The following is a 16,670-nucleotide window of genomic DNA, read 5'->3' as shown; positions in this document are numbered from 1 at the left end:
GGGTGTCTTCCAGACCGGCGACGGCAAGTGGTTCTATGCCGGCGCGAAGGAGGGCTATGTCCTGCGCGGCAAGAACACCTATGACGGAAGGGTCTACCTCTCTGACAACGGTGGATCGCTCGAGGGTCCCGGCTGGGTCGTGACCGACCTCTATGACAGCGGCATGCAGCGCTACTGGATTGTCGAGGACTCCACCCTCGGTCGCTACGCGAAGAGCGGTACCTTCCAGGTGGGCAGCCAGTGGTTCGTCGGCCTCACCAAGGAGGGCTACGTCCTGCGCGGCAAGGGCTCCGATGGCGGCAAGTTCTACGTCGCCGACGCCTCGAGCGGCGTGCTTATCTCGCCGACCGACGGCAATTGGTACGTGGGCGGCGCCTACGACAGCGGCGAGTTCCAGCGTTACTACGTCAACGACGATCACTCGGTGAAGACCGGCTTCTTTACTGTCAACGGCCAGCACTTCTACGGCATTCCGACCAAGGGCTATGTCGCTCGTGGCAAGTACGCCTTTGACAGCAAGACCATGCTTCTTGCTGACAACGGCGGCGTTCTCTACAGCGGTAAGACCGGCTTCGTCACCACCAGCGCGTATGACGGAACTGCCAAGAAGTACTACTTCCGTGAGATTACCGGCACGGATGTTGACGGCAAGGGGACGGTTGCCATTGGTGCGGGCATTGGCTTCATTGAGCTCGACGGTGGCAAGACCGAGTACTACGGCTCCACCACTGAGGGTTACATCATGACCGGCACCTTCACCACGCCCACGGGTATTGTGGTGACTACCGATGCCGACGGCAAGGTGACCGCGAAGGGTACGAGCGTCGTCTTTGAGGCCCTGCGTCGTCTCAACGCCTCCTACAGTGATACCAACTGGGCAATTTGCGTCGATGTCCACGCCCACGAGGTCATGGTCTTCAACCGTGCCAACAAGAACTCCGCCTGGACGCTCGCTCGTCAGTTCAAGTGCGGCACGGGCAACACGGCTGCTGGTACGCCCACCTTCCGCGGCGAGCTGACGCTCGGCGGCGGCTGGTCGCCCTCTGCGAACAAGTACCTGCCTGCCGAGGATCGTATCTACAAGTACGACTACTTCGGTGCCTGGTATTACATGCCGTATTATCTTGACCAGGGCTTCCACTCCGTCATCGATGGCGACATGGACGGCTACGTCTCGCCGTCTGATACGGCGAGCCAGGTTGGCGTCGACATCTCGCACGGCTGCATCCGCTGCCCGATGGACGACCTCAAGTGGGTCTGGGAGAACGTACCCGACGGTTCCCGCGTCATCATCTACCCGTACTCCACCAACGGCGTCTACTACCGCGCCGGCTTCTAAGGGCGGGACAGAGTAATTGCCAGATGGGTGCCCCTTGCGGGGCGCCCATTCTTATGCGCTACCATGTCTCGTATCGAGTGTTATTGGTAGTGGGAGGGCATATGGCGGAGTACGCGCAGCAGGGTAGGGCTGACTCGCACGAGTTCACGAGGTTCCACTCGGACATCTGCAAGGGCCTAGCCGTCCTCATGCTGCTGTTCCATCACCTGTTCAACGACTATCCCGAGTACGAGGGCCATGCTGTCGACTACTTCCCCCTAACGGGTGACCAGGTGACGTCGATTGCCCTGCTCTGCAAGCTCTGCGTCGCAGTTTTCGTATTCATAACCGGTTACGGTCTCGCGTCGACGTTTCGAGCTCGGTACGAGGGGCAGACTCCTAGTGACGGCGAGCTGGGTCGCTTCGCTATCACACGGTGGTGGAACCTCATGGCCAGGTTCTGGCCCGTGTTCGTACTCGCCCTCGTCTGCGGCCCTCTGGGGAGAAGTCCGCTCGACGTCTACGGGCCCGGTATCCGGGCTACGCTCGCACAAGGGCTCGTTGATGCCCTTGGCCTCGCCAACCTCATGGGTACCCCTACGCTCAACCCAACGTGGTGGTACATGACCCTCGCGATCGTCCTCATCTTCCTTCTGTCGCCGGTCATGCTCGCCGTGCGACGGCTCGGCTCTGCCTTCGTGCTCGCGTGCGTGCCGCTGGTGCTCGTGTTCTTTGGGGTATGCGCACCGTACGACCTCTACATAACGAGCTATCTCCTGGGCGTCTTCTGCTCGGACCGTCAGCTGTTCGTCTGGTGGGGGCAGCTCGGTGACGGTCGTCGCGGAGCCGCTGCGGCCAAGACGCTGCTTGCCGTCGCCCTGTTCTGCGTCCTGCTGCCGTTTCGCATGAGCTACAACTATCTGGGCCTTGTTGACGCGCTGCTCGCGCTGCTGCTGTGCATGATTGTCATGACCTACCTTGCCAACGTTCCCGTTCTCTCGACCGCGGCGGCGTTTCTCGGCAGGCACTCGGCAAACATATTCTTCACGCACACGCTGCTCTACTCGTATTACTTCCTCGACTTCTTCTATTCGTTCCGCTATCCCGTTGTCATCCTTCTTGTGCTCACGGTTGCCTCGCTGGTGCTCTCCATCCTGCTTGACACCGTCGAGAAGAGAACGGGCTACGCGCGGCGCATGAGAGACGCCGGCGAGCGCATCGCCAGGGCGCTAACGACGCCGCTGGACTAGGCCTGCATCGCCCTTCTCTCGAGCCAGAGATGCCCTGAGACACAGATGGCCAGGCCCAGCACGCCAGCAGCGGTGAGGGCGGCACCCGCACCAAGACCGTCGGGGGTGTAGGAGGCCTCCAGCCGGTGTTCGCCCGCGGGCACGATCACGCCGATGAAACCGTAGCCCGCACGGAAGGTCTCGGTCTCCTGCCCGTCGATGGTGACGCTCCAGCCCGAGGTGTTGGGGACCGGGATGCAGACGAGCGCGTCCGTAGCGCTGCTCACTGCGGTCTCCAGGGAGGCGGGCGTCGTCTTGCCCGTCTCGGTGCGCACGGACGCCGAGAAGCTCTCTCCCTCATGGGCGTCGGCGACCTCGTCGGGCACGATGAGCGCATCGCCCAGCTTTGCCTCACGATCCGCTGCGTCTGGCAGCGAGCCGGCGTCCGTCTCCGAGAGCATCTGCGTGGAGGACGTGAGGAAGTCCTCCGAGGAGGTTCGGTAGGCGTGAACCTCGCCCTCCTGGTGCACGAGGGTGCACCAGTCATAGTCGAGGGGTTCCTTCGAGAGCAGGTAGCGTACGCCCAGAAGGTTGAGGAGGGTCGGGTGGTTGGGATCGTCCACGTAGGCCTGGTACGCGGATCCGCCGCCGATCATTCCGGGCCAGAGCATCTCGTAGAACTCCTCGACGTCACTGTCGAGGGTTGAGTTGTAGGAGGCCACCCCCGGATAGTGCTCGATAAGGCCGTCCGAGAGGCGCGTCCAGTCCGAGTAGAGCTTCTCCACGCGGCAGAACCCGTCGTCCTGTAAGGCGATCCATGCGAGTGCAGCCGTCGTGTCCGCGTCCTTGGAGGGCTGCGAGGCGCCCGGGAAGTCGGTGGGGGAGCAGAGCGCCCGGTTGTTGGTGACAAAGAAGGCGTCCGCGACGCTCGAGCTCACGAGTGCGAGGCAGATGGCGGCCAGCATGGCACCGCACGCCCTCTTGTGTCGCAGGCCGAGGCCCAGCAGGGCGAGGGCGACCACGACGAGGGCGGAGAACGCGCAGAGGAGCCTGCCGTCGACGCTGTTGGTAAACGACCAGCCCAATACGAGCAGGCTCGCCAGGGCCGAGGCGGCAAGCGCGGAGGTCGAGGGCCGACCGAGCACCATCCGGCGCTCAAAGCCCACGGCGCACGCTGCGCACAGGGGGACCGAGAGTGCGAAGGCGCTGCGGTACTTGGGCGCCACAAAGACGTTGAAGAGGGAGGGGAGGAAGAAGCTCACAAGGTAGAGCACAACAAGCGCCGCCGCCATGGCGCACAGGACCCGCGTGCGCACATCCGCTTCGCGCACCAGCCAGTGAAGGAACTGCCCTAAGAGGATGATCGCACCTGCCGAGAAGCCGAGCATGACAAACTCGTAGCAGTTCACGTACCTAAAGCGCTCCGTCGCGGCGACCAGGCCCTCGGGGAACGCGGCGCCGCTCGTTATGAGACCGCTGCCAAGGAGCCGGCTCAAGATCGCGGGAATCCAGCTTAGCGGAACGAGTGAGGCGTCTGTCAGCATGCGCTGGGCGAGCGACGCCTGCTCGCCGCTGGTGACGCGGCTCGACTCGCCCAGAAGGAAGGCCGCATAGGGTACGAGCGCTATGCCGGCGAGCAGGCAGCCGCAAATGACCGGCGCGACCAGCCTCCCGAGCAGCCTGAGATAGCCCTTGACGCCCTCGCCCCGCGAGAAGACGGGGATGCGGACGAGCGCATAGATGCCCGAGGCGAGCAGCACCATGTAGCCGCAGTAGACGCTCCAGATGAGACAGACTGCCGTCGCCAGCGCAAGGCAGATGCAGCGTCCGATGCCCCATCGGTCGAGCAGTCGCTCGACAGCAAGTATGACCACCACGAACAGCACATAGGCGGAGCCGAGCCAGTAGTGCTGGCCCCAGAGCATGAGGTATCCGCCAAACGAGAAGATCGCCGACCCCAGGATTCGGGCGAGCGGGGTCTCGCAGTGGCGCGTGAGCAGACGGTCGAAGAGCAGGCCCGAGACGAGGACCTTGAGCGACTGGACAAAGACGAGCAGGGGGGCGATTGCGGCATCCCCCAGCACCACGCCGAGGGGAACGAGCACGAGGTTAAAAGGATCGAGCAGCCACGACTGGTAGTTGAGCGCACTCGTCCCCAGGCCAAACTCGAAGTTCCAGAAGCCAGCCTGGCCCTCACGCACGTTGTCGATGAGGTTCACATAGAAGGGCACGTACTGCTCGATGGTGTCCGAGCCCGTGTCCCAATAGGCAAATGTGGCGTCGCCGAGGTAGATGCGGCCGTATACGGTGAAAAGACTCAGTATGATTACGCTGGCGAGCAGAACGGTCTCAAGGCGGCCAACCTTGAGCTCCCTCGAGGAGAGTCGCGGCGTGAGTCGGGCAAAGACGAGTGCGAGCACCACGGCGATTGGTGCTGCGATGAGAAGGTGTGCGTATCGGGGCCAGTCCATGTGCCCTCCGGGGAAGGAAAAACTACTACAGTCGGGTACGCTCAATGATACTCGGATGTCGCCCTGGCTCTATGCTAGATTGGACTGCGAGGTGCGTCCCCCACGCCGGGTTCCCGGGGCGCCTTCGTTCCGTCTGTCTGGAGGGGCTGCACAGTGGCTGCGAAGCATCTGAAGGTGAATGAGCTGGAGGAGCGACCATCTGCCGAGCGTCTGAGGGTGCCGGCATGCCGGCTTGCCCTCATGGTGCTCGAGAGCGCCGCGCTGGCGCTGCTTCTGGAATTCGGCACGCTCATGGGCTCTCGTACGGCATCCTTCCTGTCGCCCTCCGACTGGTCCCCGACGCGCATCGTCATCTTCTTCTGCCTGATCCTTGCCCTCGTCTTCTATCGAGCATGGGGGGTCTCTGCCGGCGAGCTGCTTTCGCTCAGGGCTCGCCTTTCCCAACGGGGTGGAAGTACGTGGTGCTCCTTGGTCCAAAACGGTGCGGTTCCGGTCCTCGTCGGACTGGCTGCCGCCGCGCTTTCGGCACTCGTGTTTTCGATGATGGACGGCTTTGTCTGGGATTATCGCTATGTGGCCATTCCGGCCGTGATCGCGTTCCTCATCGCCCTTCTCGCATGGAATCGCCGGCACTTCCTCGCTCACCTCGAGTACGGTTTCCTGGCAATCGCTCTTTCGTTCGGGACGCTGTTCTGTGTTTGCATGCCCGTCGTCGCCCTGGTCTCGTGGGACGGAAACGTGCACATTCGCAACGCCATCAACGTCTCGTATGTGGTGAACGCCGAGTACACGGCAGCCGACGAGGTAATGATGTCCGTCCCGGGAGTTCTAGAGCTGGGCCTCTATGACGTCGAGGACCTGATTGACGGCAATCTCCCGGCGGTTTGGCAGCCAAAGCAGGACGTCTCCTCGGACGCATATGCGAAGGAGATATTGCGTGCGCTCGACGGCAAGGACGTCACACGTTATCAGGGCTTCGAGTCCCCGGTCTCCGATAGTTACCTAGCGTTCAATCGTGTCGGGTACATTCCCAACGCCGTCGGGCTGTGGTTGGGGAGGCTGCTGCACCTAGATTGTCTGGGACAGTACTTCCTCGCCCGATTGACGTCCATGCTTTTCTACGTATATGTGTTCTTCTGTGCCATCCGGCGCCTGAGGAGCGGCAAGGCTCTCGCTGGCGCCCTGGCGTTGCTGCCCACCCCGCTGCTCATGTCCGCGAACTTCTCGTATGACCCGTGGTGCTATGCGCTCATCAGCGGCTCGTTCATCTGGTACGCGGCGGCGCTCCAGCGTCGCGACGGCGAGATGTCCGGCTTCGAGATGTTCACCATCTACTCCTCGTTTGTGCTCGGGGCGCTCGTAAAGGCGGTCGTATTCCCGATAGCGCTGGTATTCTTCTTAGCTCCCCGTGAACTCATTCGTGATCCCCGAAGAAGGGCTCTGTGGCGGGTCTCGGCGGTACTCTGCGTTCTCTTCCTGCTCATGACCTTCGCGCTGCCCTTCCTCATGTCCGACGGCTCGGGGGGAGATTCGCGGGGCGGCGACAACGTCGAGCATGGTAGTCAGGTCGGGTTCATACTTAGTGACCCCCTCGGCTATATGGTCATATTCGCATCGTTCTTGGGCGAGTTCCTCTTTGCGTCCCCGCTCGAGGAGATGACTTCCTCCTTCTTCCCCTACCTCTATGAGACGCCTGCCTATTTTGGCCTCCTGACGCTCTGCCTCGTCCTTGTCCTCGCCTTCCTTGATCGCAACCCTCGGGATGATGGGCCGCTTTCTGGCGGCCTTCTAAAGGTTGCCGTGGTGGTGGGATCGCTCTCGGCTCTTTTCTTGATCGCGCTTGCGCTTTACATCGATTTCACGCCGGTCGGATCCGAGTACATCTCTGGTGTCCAGTGGCGCTATATGCTCCCATGCTTCATCCCCATCTTCCTCTTCCTCCTCAACTCTGGGCGACGAATTAGGGCCGTTCCCAGAGAGTCGGTGGCCGGAGTGTTCTATGTCGGCGAGCTCGTGCTCATGTGTCTGGTGACTTACGTGGGGTTTGTGTCTGCGTTCTGATTGAGTGCCCGCCCGTGGCGTGGCCCGGGGGGGCCTCGAAGCGCTACCCTATGACTGTGTTGCTGTTGGCGCTTTTCACGCTCTGTGCTTGGAGATATGCATGATTGATTTCAACGTTCCGCCCTACGTGGGCACCGAGATGGACTACGTCCGCGAGGCGGCGGAGGTCAACCACAAGATTTGTGGCGACGGCCCGTTCTCCCGGAAGTGCCACGCCTGGATGGAGGAGCGCTTCAACGCGGAGAAGGTGCTGCTCACCACGAGCGGTACGGCGGCGCTGGAGATGGCGGCGGTCCTGTGCGACCTCAAGCCGGGCGACGAGGTTATCCTGCCGAGCTTCACCTTCTCCTCCACGGCGACCGCCTTCCAGGCCATGGGTGCCACGCTGGTCTTCGTCGACGTGCGCCCGGATACCATGAACCTGGACGAGAACAAGATCGAGGCTGCCATCACCGAGCGCACGCGCGTTATCATTCCCGTGCACTACGCCGGCGTTGCCTGTGAGATGGACACGATCATGGAGATCGCCCGCCGTCACAACCTGATCGTGGTGGAGGACGCCGCCCAGGCCGTCATGAGCACGTACAAGGGACGCGCCTGCGGGACCATCGGCACCTTCGGCTGCTACTCCTTCCATGAGACCAAAAACTACTCGATGGGGGAGGGCGGCGCCATCGTCATCAACGACCCGCGCTTCATCGAGCGTGCGGAGATCATCCGCGAGAAGGGCACCAACCGCCAGCGCTTCTTCCGCGGCCAGGTGGACAAGTACACCTGGGTGGACCGTGGCAGCTCCTACCTGCAGAGTGACCTCAATGCTGCCTACCTCTGGGCTCAGCTCGAGCAGGCGGACAAAATCAACGACGACCGCCTCGCCACCTGGCATGCCTACTACGAGGCGCTGAGACCCCTCGCGGAGGCCGGCCGCATAGAGCTTCCCGTGGTCCCCGAGGGCTGTGTGCACAACGCGCACATGTTCTACCTCAAGTGCGCCTCGCTCGAGGAGCGCTCGGCGCTCATCGCCCACCTCAAGAAGCGTGGCGTCATGGCGGTGTTCCACTACATCCCGCTTCACAGCTCGCCTGCGGGCGAGATGTTCGGCCGCTTCAGCGGCGAGGACGAGTTCACCACGAGGGAGAGCGAGCGGCTCGTTCGTCTTCCCCTGTACTATGGGCTGAGCGAGGCGGATCGCGCGACTGTGATCGACGCCGTCCTCTCGTTCTTTGACTAGACGTCCCTCGGGGCGACGGAAATCCGGAGGTTTGCCATGGCGCGGAAGGTCGACAACACGTTCGAGGCGCTGCTCAAGGACGGCTTTGCTCGCGTGAGGGCGCAGGACTATCTGAGGGTCCTCGAGGAGGAGCGCAACACCCCCACCGGCGAGGCCGCCCTGAGCTTTAACCACGACGCCGTCGATGGCTACGACGAGGGCCTCTTTGACATGGACTATCTGGAGTGGGCGCACTCCTATGGCTTCTGCGCCAAGCAGGCCTACGCCTACGACCTCAGCGAGAAGAACCTCGACGACTACCTCTCTGACTATGACTACCAGCGTGTCTGGCCCCTCAACTCCTGGCAGCGCATCTGGATCAACGACAAGCTCACGCTCAAGTACATGCTCTCCGGGACCTCGCTCGACAAGTACCTTCCCGAGTACTACTACTACTCGACCCCCTCGGGCCCGCTGCCCTTGCTCGAGAGCTCGATGAGGTCCGGTGACGCGGCGTTTCTGGACACGCTGCGCTCCGTCGGCGAGTTTGCCTGCAAGCCGTGCAACGGCTCGCGCACCGTGGGCTTCCACAAGCTGAGCTACGTCGACGGGGACTACCTCGTGGACAACAAGCCCTCCTCGGCCGAGGGCGTGCTCGAGTTCCTGCACAAGAACCCCAACTACGTCTTCACCGAGTTCCTGCACCCCTCCGAGCAGATGGCCAAGATCAGCCCCGTGATCAACAACCTGCGCCTGCAGGTCTTCAACCCCACGGGGGTGGACCCGGTCATTGGCGCCTCGTACTTCCGCATCGCCATGGACGTGGACGGGGATGACTCCAAGACCAACTACCGCTATCCCTCCAAGGCGGACTACGGCAACTACAACCTGTGGTTCGACTGGAAGACGGGCTGGTACGGGAGAGGCACCATCCTCTATGCCAACCGCTACGTTGACTCGCCCGTCTCGCCCGATACCGGCAACCTCGCCGAGGGTGTGCTCGAAGGATGGCAGGAGGTCGTCGACATGACCCTGGAGATGTCGGCGCGCCTGAACCCGCTCGAGTACCTGGGCTATGACATCTGCCTCACGGACAAGGGCCCCAAGGTCATAGAGATCAACTCCCACTCCGGCTGCAAGTACCTCCAGTTCTTCCAGCCCTTCTACGAGGACGAGTATCTCTCCACGTACTTCCGCGACAAGCTCGCCGTCATCGATGCCCTCGGTGCGGACGAGGTGCTCCGCCGCAACGCGATCGTCCGCTAGCGAGGTGGGGCGCACGATGGGACGGGAGCCCAGATCGATACTCATGCTCGGCGGCTCCCGCCAGCAGGTGGTGGCCATCGAGGCCGCCAAGAGGCTGGGGTATCGCACGGTGCTGTGCGACTACCTGCCGGACAACCCCGGTCAGTATCACGCGGACGTCTTCTACCAGGAGAGCACGACCGACCGCGAGCTCATGCTCCGGATCGCCGAGCGGGAGGGCGTCTCGGGCGTCCTCGCCTATGCGTCGGACCCGGCCGCTCTCACATGCGCATACGTGGCAGAGCGGCTCGGCCTGCCCACGAACCCGCTTGCTGCCGTGGAGGTCCTGAGCGAGAAGCACCTGTTCCGTCGCCATCTGCACGAACAGGGCTTTCCCTGCCCGCGGTCGACGTCTGTCCCGGCCTCGAGCTCTGCGGCGGATGTTGCGAGGGCTGCCGAGGGAATGAATCTCCCTGTGGTGCTCAAACCCACGGACTCCTCTGGCTCCAAGGGCGTGAGCGTGCTCGAGTCCTTGGGTTCTGTCGCGCTTGAGGGCGCGCTCGAGGCGGCGCGCGGCTTCTCGCGCAACGGGATTCTCGAGCTCGAGGAGTACATCAGCTACGGGTTCCCCCGCGTCGTGGGCGGCGACGTCTTTGTCGTCGATGGCAGGGTGACGTTCTGGGGCCTCATGTCGTGCCTGCGCGACGAGGAGCTCGGCGGTCTGGTCCCGGTGGGGGAGATCTACCCCTCGGGTCTCTCGCGCGAGCAGGACACTGCCGTGCGGGAGCAGGTCCAGGCGCTCGTGAGTAGTCTCGGCATCCGCTTTGGCGAGTTCAACGTCGAGGTCATCGTGGGGCCGGACGGCGTCCCGTACTTCCTGGAGCTCGGCGCGCGTGCGGGTGGGAACATGATTCCGGTGCAACTCTCCGACATCTCGGGCATCGACCTCGTGGAGGCCAACGTTCGCTGTGCGATGGGGGATGCCTCCCTCGACGTCTCGTTCGATGCGAGCGATGCCGTCATCGCCACCTACGTGCTCCATGCGCGTACGGACGGCGTCTATCGTGGAACGAGGCTCGACCCGCTGATCGAGCGTCACGTCTACCGCGAGGTGACGTACGTGGAGCCCGGACAGAGCGTCGAGCGCTTCGACGGCGCCAACAAGGCGATCGGCATCCTCTTCCTCCGCTTTGACACCGAGGAGCAGATGCACGACCTTCTCGCCCGTGCGAACGAGCTCATCGTGCCGATTGTGGAGACGGCCTAGGGGCCCTGACCTCTCAGAGCAGCGAGAGGACCTCTGCCGCAACGTACTTCATGTCCGCCTCGTCGTAGCGCTGGTCTATGGGCAGGGGCAGGATGTTTGCGGCGAGGTCGCGCGCCACGGGGTCCTTCTGCAGGGCATAGGGCCAGAGCGTGGGGACGTAGATCTTTTTCCCCTGCAGGCCCGTCCTTACTCTTGCCCCGTCTCGCACGAGTAGGGGGTACATGAACGGTCCAACGGGCGTCCTGGGCTCGAGCTCGTTCATGTTGCCGAGAAGCCCGTGAAGCGTGGCAAAGTTGCGCTCTCTGCGATTCGAGACGACCTCGTAGTCTATCCCCCTGAGAAGGTTGTGTGTGAGCGGGGACATCGTGCGCATCGGCTCGCCTGCAAAGAGGTGGTTGTTGGCGGCGTACTCGGCATAGAACTCCGAGGAGGGACGCTCAAAGCGGCCGAGGAGAAAGCCCATGCGGTCGTGGGACTCGTCAGGGGGAAGCTCGCGGCTGAGTCGTGCGGTGGTATAGAGGTACGCCCCGTCGGGCACGCCGAAGAACTTCCGGCAGGTGTAGAGCGTGTCCAAGCCCGGCACGGGCGGGGCGAAGAAGCCCTGGGCCTCGTCCACGACGAGGCGACCGTCGCAGAGTGAGGACGCGTGCCGCACGTCCCCCTCGGTGAGCTGGCCGTAGTAGTCGACGAGGTAGAGATAGTCGTTTGGCCCGAGGCTTATGCGTTCGTAGTCGGGGAGCAGCTCACAGGTTACGGGATATTCATGCACGGTGACGGAGGGGTACCTCGCGAGCACGCCGACCACCGAGTCGCAGAGGAAGGAGGGCACCCAGATGGACGAGATCTCCCTCGCCTCCACGACGTACGCCAGGCAGCTCCTCCCACAGTTGAGGGCGAGCGCGTCCCGATGGAGCTCCTCGCCGCCATAACGCTCGAACTCAATGAAGCCGCCGATCTCTCCCGCAACGCCCCTCATGTCCGTCCCCTTTCCGAGAGCGTCCTGGGTAAACAGTACCATCTCGCGCCGCCCCGGGCGCTCGGACGGGCATTTGGTTTACAGTTGTCCAAGAAGACTGGACCCACGAGCGAGAGGATGCGGGATGCTTGAGCTGAGGGAGCTGGAGAGGGGAGACGTCCCCGAGGTCAACCGTTGGCGTCGGGACCCGGAGCTCATTGCCTGCCTGGGCGCGCCCTATCGCTTCATTGGCCCGGAGATCGACGAGCGCTGGTTCGAGGGCTATCTGGGCAGCAGGTCCAACACAGTTCGCTGCGCAATCGTCGAGCACGAGGAGCCCTCGAGGATACTCGGCCTCGTCACGCTTGCGGGGATAGACTGGGTCAATCGCTCGTGCACGATGCACATCATGATCGGTGCGGAGGAGAATCGCGGGCGGGGCCTGGGCACCTTTGCGGTGGACGCCATCCTCTCGCACGCGTTTCTCGACCTCAACCTGAGGAGGGTGGAGCTCTCGGTCCTGAGCAGCAACGAGCGGGCGCGCCGCCTCTATCGCAGGGCCGGCTTCACGGAGGAGGGCGTGCGTCGCGAGGCCGTCCTCAAGGGCGGCCGCTACGAGGACATGGTCACCATGGCCGTGCTCCGGAAGGACTGGGGGCGCCTCGCCGACTCTTCGCTCTAGAGCGCGTCTTGGAGCCTAGCCTGGCAGCTCGACGCCCGAGAGGGCGGCGACGAAGGCCTGGTTGCTGCCGGGGAGCTCGTCCCATGCCCATGAGCCGTCCGCCTGCCTCGAGCACGTGAGCGCGCACCTGACGGTCTTGGTCTCCACGTCGCCGCCCATGAGGCGCTCGTTGTAGAACTCGGTGAACTTTGAGCCGGCGTCCGCACCGCCGTTCTCCTCGCGCCAGGCGGCGCTGTCCTGCTGGGCGAGCTCGCTGACCTTCTCAAAGTCTGCGTTGGTCACATCGAGCTCGACGGTGGCGGTGTCTCCCTCAACGCTCGTCGAGGCAATCTCGAGCGAGAGGTTGTGATAGTAGGTGAGCTGGTCATCATAGGTGCCGTAGCCGGACTCGGAGCCGTCCCCGGAGGCGATTCCCGCCTGCGCCAGGTTCTCGGGGGTGGGCTCGGCGAAGAGAGCCTGGGTGGCGTTGACGAGCTCCTCGATGGCAGCCTCGTCGGTCTGCTCCGCCTCGCTCTCCGTGCGGTCCGAGACGATGGTCTGGTCCGTGGGATCGCTCTCGACGGGAGTCTGAGCGCCCTGGCCAAAGCAGGCGGTGAGGGTGAGCATCGTTGCAAGCGAGAGGGCGGCGGCCATGCGACCGAGCGCTCGGGAGGTGTTGCGCACTGCGACTCCTTTCGTCGGGAACGTTGTGACACGTCCCGCCCGCGGTATCTTGAGAAAGGATACCCTATAGGGGGAGTGCGATATCGATGCGGAGGCATGATGCACAATCACTCAACGGACATCGCCAGGGGCGTCCCCGACATTGCCGTTGTGATGTCAACGTATAACGGATGCGAGTTCGTGTCCGACCAGATCGAGAGCGTCCTTGCGCAGGACGTCTCGAGCCTTGCACTCTACGTCCGCGACGATGGCTCCACCGACGGAACGCTCCAGATTCTCGAAGAGTACGAGCGGCGCGGGCAGCTCATCCTTCTGCGTGGCAAGAACGTGGGCGTGGTCGCCTCGTTCATCGAGGCGATCTCCCTTGTCCCTCCCGAGGTGCCCTACATCGCCCTGTGCGACCAGGATGACGTGTGGCATCCGGACAAGCTCAGCCGAGCGCTCGAGGTCCTCTCGTCCCATGACGGCGAGAAGCCCCTCTATTACTGCGCAGAGTACATGTTCTGTGATGCGGAGATGCGCCCCCAGTCCCGCTCCCATCTTGCGCGGGGCACGCTCGACCTTGCGAAGATGCTCTACGAGAACGCCACGTCGGGCAACACCTGCGTCATCAACCGTGCCCTGGCGGAGCGCGTTGCGAGGGCGGGCGCGCAGGGGGTCTACTGCCACGACTGGTGGCTCGCCCTCGTCGCCTCCGCGCTCGGCGAGGTGGTGCACGACGACTTCTCCTGCCTTGAGTACCGACGCACCGGTTCCAATGCCAGTCCCACGGGATCGGGCAGGATGGCGATACTCCGCTATAGGATCAGGACGTTCTTCGACAAGGGCGAGCTGAGGAACGTGACCGACCAGCTGGCGAGGCTCGACGAGGCGTTTGGCGAGGAGATGCCGGCCGAGAGGCGTCAGCTCCTCAGCAGATTCCTCTTGGGAAGCAGGTTGAGGAAGGCGTTTGCGCCCATGCGTCTTCGGCAGCGGCTGACGGACGAGCTGGCGCTGAGGCTCCTCTTCCTTCTCGGTCTCCTGTAGGACGCGGTGGGACTTGCCATGAGTGACGTTACCGTTGTGATGTCGGCATATCGTGAGGACCCGGACCTCTTCCGCCAGGCGGTGGACTCCATCCTCGCTCAGACCATGCCCGACCTCGAGCTCCTCATCGCGCTTGACGACCCCGGCAACGAGGAGCTCCGCCACGAGGCGGAGGGGTACGCCGCGCGCGATTCCAGGGTGCGGGTCACCGTCAACGAGAAGAACCTCGGCCTCGCGGCATCCCTGAACCGCGCCGTCTCATGCTGCTCCTCGAAGTACGTCTGCCGGATGGACGCGGACGACGTGGCCCTGCCGGACAGGGTCGAGCGGCAGCTCGCTTTCATCGAGGCGGGTGGGTACGACCTCGTGGGTGGCGGACTCGATGTCACGGACGGGGCGGGGGAGCTGCTCTATCATGCGCAGAGGCTGCCCCAGTCCCCCGAGGCCGTGCGCAGGGCGCTCCGGTGGAACAACTGCGTGCCGCATCCCTCGTGGCTGGGAAGGCGCTGGGTCTTTGAGCAGGGGTATCGCCAGATTCCGCTCTGCGAGGACTATGACCTGCTCATTCGTACGGCGCTTGCGGGCGGGCGTATGGCCAACGTCTCTGGGGCGGTGCTGCGCTACCGGATGGGGGAGGAGAGCATCTCTCGCTCGAGCCTCTACGAGCAGTACCTCTACATGCGCTATCTCACCAAGCACTACGCGCGGGGCCGTGCCGTCGACGTGGCGGAGGCGCGGACATGGGTCGCCGAGCGCCTGGACGCCGGCCGCTCCTCGCGCTATCTCAGGGCAAACGGCCTCTTCAACGAGGCGATGGGCTGTCTCGAGGGCCATCGGCCGTTCGGGCTTCTCGCCCTGCTCCTCAGAATCGCCCTCACGTCGCCCGCCTACGTGAACAAGATGTTCCGCCTGCTGATGGCGTCCCTTCAGTAGGGGCTAGCGGCGCTCCTGCGCGTAGCGCTCAACGAGGGCAACGGATGCCTCGTCCACGGCGATACTCACGGCAGCGGGGTCGTCTCCGACGCACGCGACCTGGCCGATACGGCTCGTCCCGTTCTCAAAGCGGGGAAGGTCCTCGCCGGGCTCGTAGTCGAGCGAGGCGTCGAGCGTCAGTCTGTGACGTGCCTCGATGGGGGAGAGGACGGACGCAATATCGACCTGCGCGGCGACGGCGGGTCGCATCGTGAGGAGCAGGCGGCCCTCGGAGGCGCCGCGGAGGGGGCTGCGCGGAAAGACGGGCTGCTCGCCGAGGGCGGCATCGACCATGGCATCGTAGTAGTCAAAGCCCAGATGGCCGCCGACGACCTCTGGTATGCAGGTCGCGCCGGCGCGTACGCCCACCTCGATGACCCAGGCCCTTCCCGCGTCGTCCACGAGTACGTCCATGTTGTAGAAGCAGGATCTCATGCCGATGGCACGCGCCGTACGAGCGACCTGCTCGGCTATGTCCGTCTGGTCGAGGCACTCCTTGGTGAAGCCGGCGCTCATGCGGTGGCCCACGGGCACGTTGGTGCTCCCGTTGCTCATGACCACCTTGTCGTGGAGCGCCATGAGGGCGATGGACCCGCGCTCGTCCACGTAGCCGTCGACCCCGATCTCATGGCCCTCCACGAATTCCTCCATCAGGGCATAGCCGCAGAGGGAGGCGCCGATAGCCTGCTCAATCGCGGAGTGCGCGTCACCACGGGAACGCGCTCGGACAATGCCACGGCTGCCGGAGCGGTCGGGGCATTTGGCCATGACGCCGTTCCAGGGGATATCGGCGTCATGGGTGCGGAGCAGCTCGTCCCACGCCGCCTCCGCCTGCGAGGAGCCGCGTATCTCGACGAATCGTGCGGTCCTCACGTCACCTGCCGCGAGCGCGCGCTTCATGTCGAGCTTGTTGGTTGCCCTGAAGGCGGTCTCGTAGGACGGACCCGGCAGGCAAAGCTCGTCGACGACCGCCCCCAGCGAGCGCAGGGCGACGTCGGTTCCTGTGGTGAGCACGGCGGACACGCCCCAGTCGCGCGCGATCTGGACCACGCCCCGCTCGTCGGTCGTGTTCACGGGGACGAACTCGTCCGCAAGCGCGATGCCGGGATAGGGGCCGGGGATGCTGAGAACGATGGCCCGCATGCCGCGGTCCTGCACGTGGCGTATGAGGGGCACCTGATAGATGCCCGCACCGAGCACAAGCGCGCTCTTAGCGGTCATCTTCCGGCTTCTCCTTCTCGTCCATGTGGGCGAGCGCAATCTCCTGCGCGAGCTCGTTCACCTTGGTCTTGAGGCGGGAGATCTCCCCGGAGTTGGTGAAGACCTTCCAGAGCAGGAGCACGATGATCGCGAGGTAGACGAAGTTGCTCGCGGACATGAAGCCCAGGTTGTGCGCGAGGACGATGGCAAGGTCCGGGAAGACGGCGAGAATGACGAAGATGGCCGCGAGGACGACCCAGAAGACGGCGTCCTCGACGAGGATCTTCTCCTTCTTGACCTGTCTGCCCACGACTACAAGGGCAAAAAGGGCACCGAGGACGAGCAGGACTCTGAGATAGACGGGAAGCATG

Annotated in this window: 14 protein-coding genes; 9 read left to right on the top strand and 5 right to left on the bottom strand. The window is 63.8% G+C overall.

The genetic code is table 11. The annotated features are described in order from the left end of the window. Positions 1-1,339, top strand: a 1,339-nt coding sequence (locus E0L17_RS07295) for a L,D-transpeptidase family protein (RefSeq protein ID WP_167930597.1), incomplete at its 5' end; no start/stop codon positions are given. 101 nt (positions 1,340-1,440) lie between these two features. Continuing rightward, the gene (locus E0L17_RS07290) at positions 1,441-2,568 is read left to right on the top strand and encodes an acyltransferase family protein (protein ID WP_167930596.1); all 1,128 of its coding nucleotides are present in this window, start codon (positions 1,441-1,443) and stop codon (positions 2,566-2,568) included. Here the strand turns inward: E0L17_RS07290 and E0L17_RS07285 are convergent. Further along, positions 2,565-5,018, bottom strand: coding sequence for a YfhO family protein (locus tag E0L17_RS07285; protein ID WP_167930595.1), 2,454 nt, complete (start codon positions 5,016-5,018; stop codon positions 2,565-2,567). The genes E0L17_RS07290 and E0L17_RS07285 overlap by 4 nt on opposite strands. A 153-nt stretch (positions 5,019-5,171) precedes the next feature. Here E0L17_RS07285 and E0L17_RS07280 point away from each other — a divergent pair, with 153 nt between their 5' ends. The 4 genes from E0L17_RS07280 to E0L17_RS07265 all read left to right on the top strand — a co-directional run bounded on the left by E0L17_RS07280 (position 5,172) and on the right by E0L17_RS07265 (position 10,801). Next, positions 5,172-7,079: a DUF2142 domain-containing protein gene (locus tag E0L17_RS07280; RefSeq protein WP_167930594.1), complete on the top strand. Its 1,908-nt coding sequence runs from the start codon at positions 5,172-5,174 to the stop codon at positions 7,077-7,079. Positions 7,080-7,179: 100 nt separating this feature from the next. Then, on the top strand, positions 7,180-8,310 hold the full coding sequence (rffA, locus tag E0L17_RS07275) for a dTDP-4-amino-4,6-dideoxygalactose transaminase (RefSeq protein WP_167930593.1): 1,131 nt from the start codon (positions 7,180-7,182) through the stop codon (positions 8,308-8,310). A 36-nt stretch (positions 8,311-8,346) separates the two neighbouring features. Then, positions 8,347-9,555 carry a sugar-transfer associated ATP-grasp domain-containing protein gene (locus tag E0L17_RS07270; RefSeq protein ID WP_167930592.1) on the top strand — a complete coding sequence of 403 codons (1,209 nt, stop codon included), beginning with the start codon at positions 8,347-8,349 and terminating at the stop codon, positions 9,553-9,555. Positions 9,556-9,571: 16 nt separating this feature from the next. Next, a complete protein-coding gene (locus tag E0L17_RS07265; RefSeq protein WP_167930591.1) occupies positions 9,572-10,801 on the top strand; it encodes an ATP-grasp domain-containing protein in 1,230 nt (409 codons plus the stop codon). A 13-nt stretch (positions 10,802-10,814) separates the two neighbouring features. Here E0L17_RS07265 and E0L17_RS07260 read toward each other — a convergent pair whose 3' ends face one another. Continuing rightward, the gene (locus tag E0L17_RS07260; protein ID WP_206109057.1) at positions 10,815-11,777 is read right to left on the bottom strand and encodes an aspartate aminotransferase family protein; all 963 of its coding nucleotides are present in this window, start codon (positions 11,775-11,777) and stop codon (positions 10,815-10,817) included. A gap of 124 nt (positions 11,778-11,901) precedes the next feature. Between E0L17_RS07260 and E0L17_RS07255 the strand changes: the two genes are divergently transcribed. After that, positions 11,902-12,438: a GNAT family N-acetyltransferase gene (locus E0L17_RS07255; RefSeq protein WP_167930590.1), complete on the top strand. Its 537-nt coding sequence runs from the start codon at positions 11,902-11,904 to the stop codon at positions 12,436-12,438. A 15-nt stretch (positions 12,439-12,453) separates the two neighbouring features. On the opposite strand, the gene E0L17_RS07250 is transcribed toward E0L17_RS07255, so the two are convergent. Continuing rightward, positions 12,454-13,101 (bottom strand): hypothetical protein, encoded by a 648-nt coding sequence (locus E0L17_RS07250; protein WP_167930589.1) that lies wholly within the window; start codon positions 13,099-13,101, stop codon positions 12,454-12,456. Between the two features lie 96 nt (positions 13,102-13,197). Between E0L17_RS07250 and E0L17_RS07245 the strand changes: the two genes are divergently transcribed. Next, positions 13,198-14,127, top strand: coding sequence for a glycosyltransferase (locus tag E0L17_RS07245; RefSeq protein WP_353652962.1), 930 nt, complete (start codon positions 13,198-13,200; stop codon positions 14,125-14,127). A gap of 18 nt (positions 14,128-14,145) precedes the next feature. Further along, positions 14,146-15,060, top strand: coding sequence for a glycosyltransferase (locus E0L17_RS07240; protein WP_167930587.1), 915 nt, complete (start codon positions 14,146-14,148; stop codon positions 15,058-15,060). Between the two features lie 3 nt (positions 15,061-15,063). Here the strand turns inward: E0L17_RS07240 and E0L17_RS07235 are convergent, their stop codons facing one another. After that, on the bottom strand, positions 15,064-16,320 hold the full coding sequence (locus E0L17_RS07235) for an ATP-grasp domain-containing protein (RefSeq protein ID WP_167930586.1): 1,257 nt from the start codon (positions 16,318-16,320) through the stop codon (positions 15,064-15,066). Further along, positions 16,310-16,669 carry a DUF2304 domain-containing protein gene (locus E0L17_RS07230; RefSeq protein ID WP_167930585.1) on the bottom strand — a complete coding sequence of 120 codons (360 nt, stop codon included), beginning with the start codon at positions 16,667-16,669 and terminating at the stop codon, positions 16,310-16,312. Before E0L17_RS07230 ends, E0L17_RS07235 begins: the two co-directional genes overlap by 11 nt. Between the last annotated feature and the right edge of the window lies 1 nt (position 16,670).

Source organism: Olsenella sp. SW781, assembly GCF_012027725.1.
GTDB lineage: Bacteria > Actinomycetota > Coriobacteriia > Coriobacteriales > Atopobiaceae > Thermophilibacter.
The sequence above is the reverse complement of the archived record's forward strand: the minus strand, read 5'-3'. Positions and strand labels throughout refer to the sequence as shown.

Bases quoted from the DNA above. Each gene is read 5' to 3' on its own strand.
- E0L17_RS07290 (WP_167930596.1), top strand. From the start codon at position 1,441: ATGGCGGAGTACGCGCAGCAGGGTAGGGCTGACTCGCACGAGTTCACG.
- E0L17_RS07270 (WP_167930592.1), top strand. From the start codon at position 8,347: ATGGCGCGGAAGGTCGACAACACGTTCGAGGCGCTGCTCAAGGACGGC.
- E0L17_RS07230 (WP_167930585.1), bottom strand. From the start codon at position 16,669: ATGCTTCCCGTCTATCTCAGAGTCCTGCTCGTCCTCGGTGCCCTTTTT.
- rffA (WP_167930593.1), top strand. From the start codon at position 7,180: ATGATTGATTTCAACGTTCCGCCCTACGTGGGCACCGAGATGGACTAC.
- E0L17_RS07260 (WP_206109057.1), bottom strand. From the start codon at position 11,777: ATGAGGGGCGTTGCGGGAGAGATCGGCGGCTTCATTGAGTTCGAGCGT.
- E0L17_RS07240 (WP_167930587.1), top strand. From the start codon at position 14,146: ATGAGTGACGTTACCGTTGTGATGTCGGCATATCGTGAGGACCCGGAC.
- E0L17_RS07265 (WP_167930591.1), top strand. From the start codon at position 9,572: ATGGGACGGGAGCCCAGATCGATACTCATGCTCGGCGGCTCCCGCCAG.
- E0L17_RS07245 (WP_353652962.1), top strand. From the start codon at position 13,198: ATGATGCACAATCACTCAACGGACATCGCCAGGGGCGTCCCCGACATT.
- E0L17_RS07255 (WP_167930590.1), top strand. From the start codon at position 11,902: ATGCTTGAGCTGAGGGAGCTGGAGAGGGGAGACGTCCCCGAGGTCAAC.
- E0L17_RS07285 (WP_167930595.1), bottom strand. From the start codon at position 5,018: ATGGACTGGCCCCGATACGCACACCTTCTCATCGCAGCACCAATCGCC.
- E0L17_RS07235 (WP_167930586.1), bottom strand. From the start codon at position 16,320: ATGACCGCTAAGAGCGCGCTTGTGCTCGGTGCGGGCATCTATCAGGTG.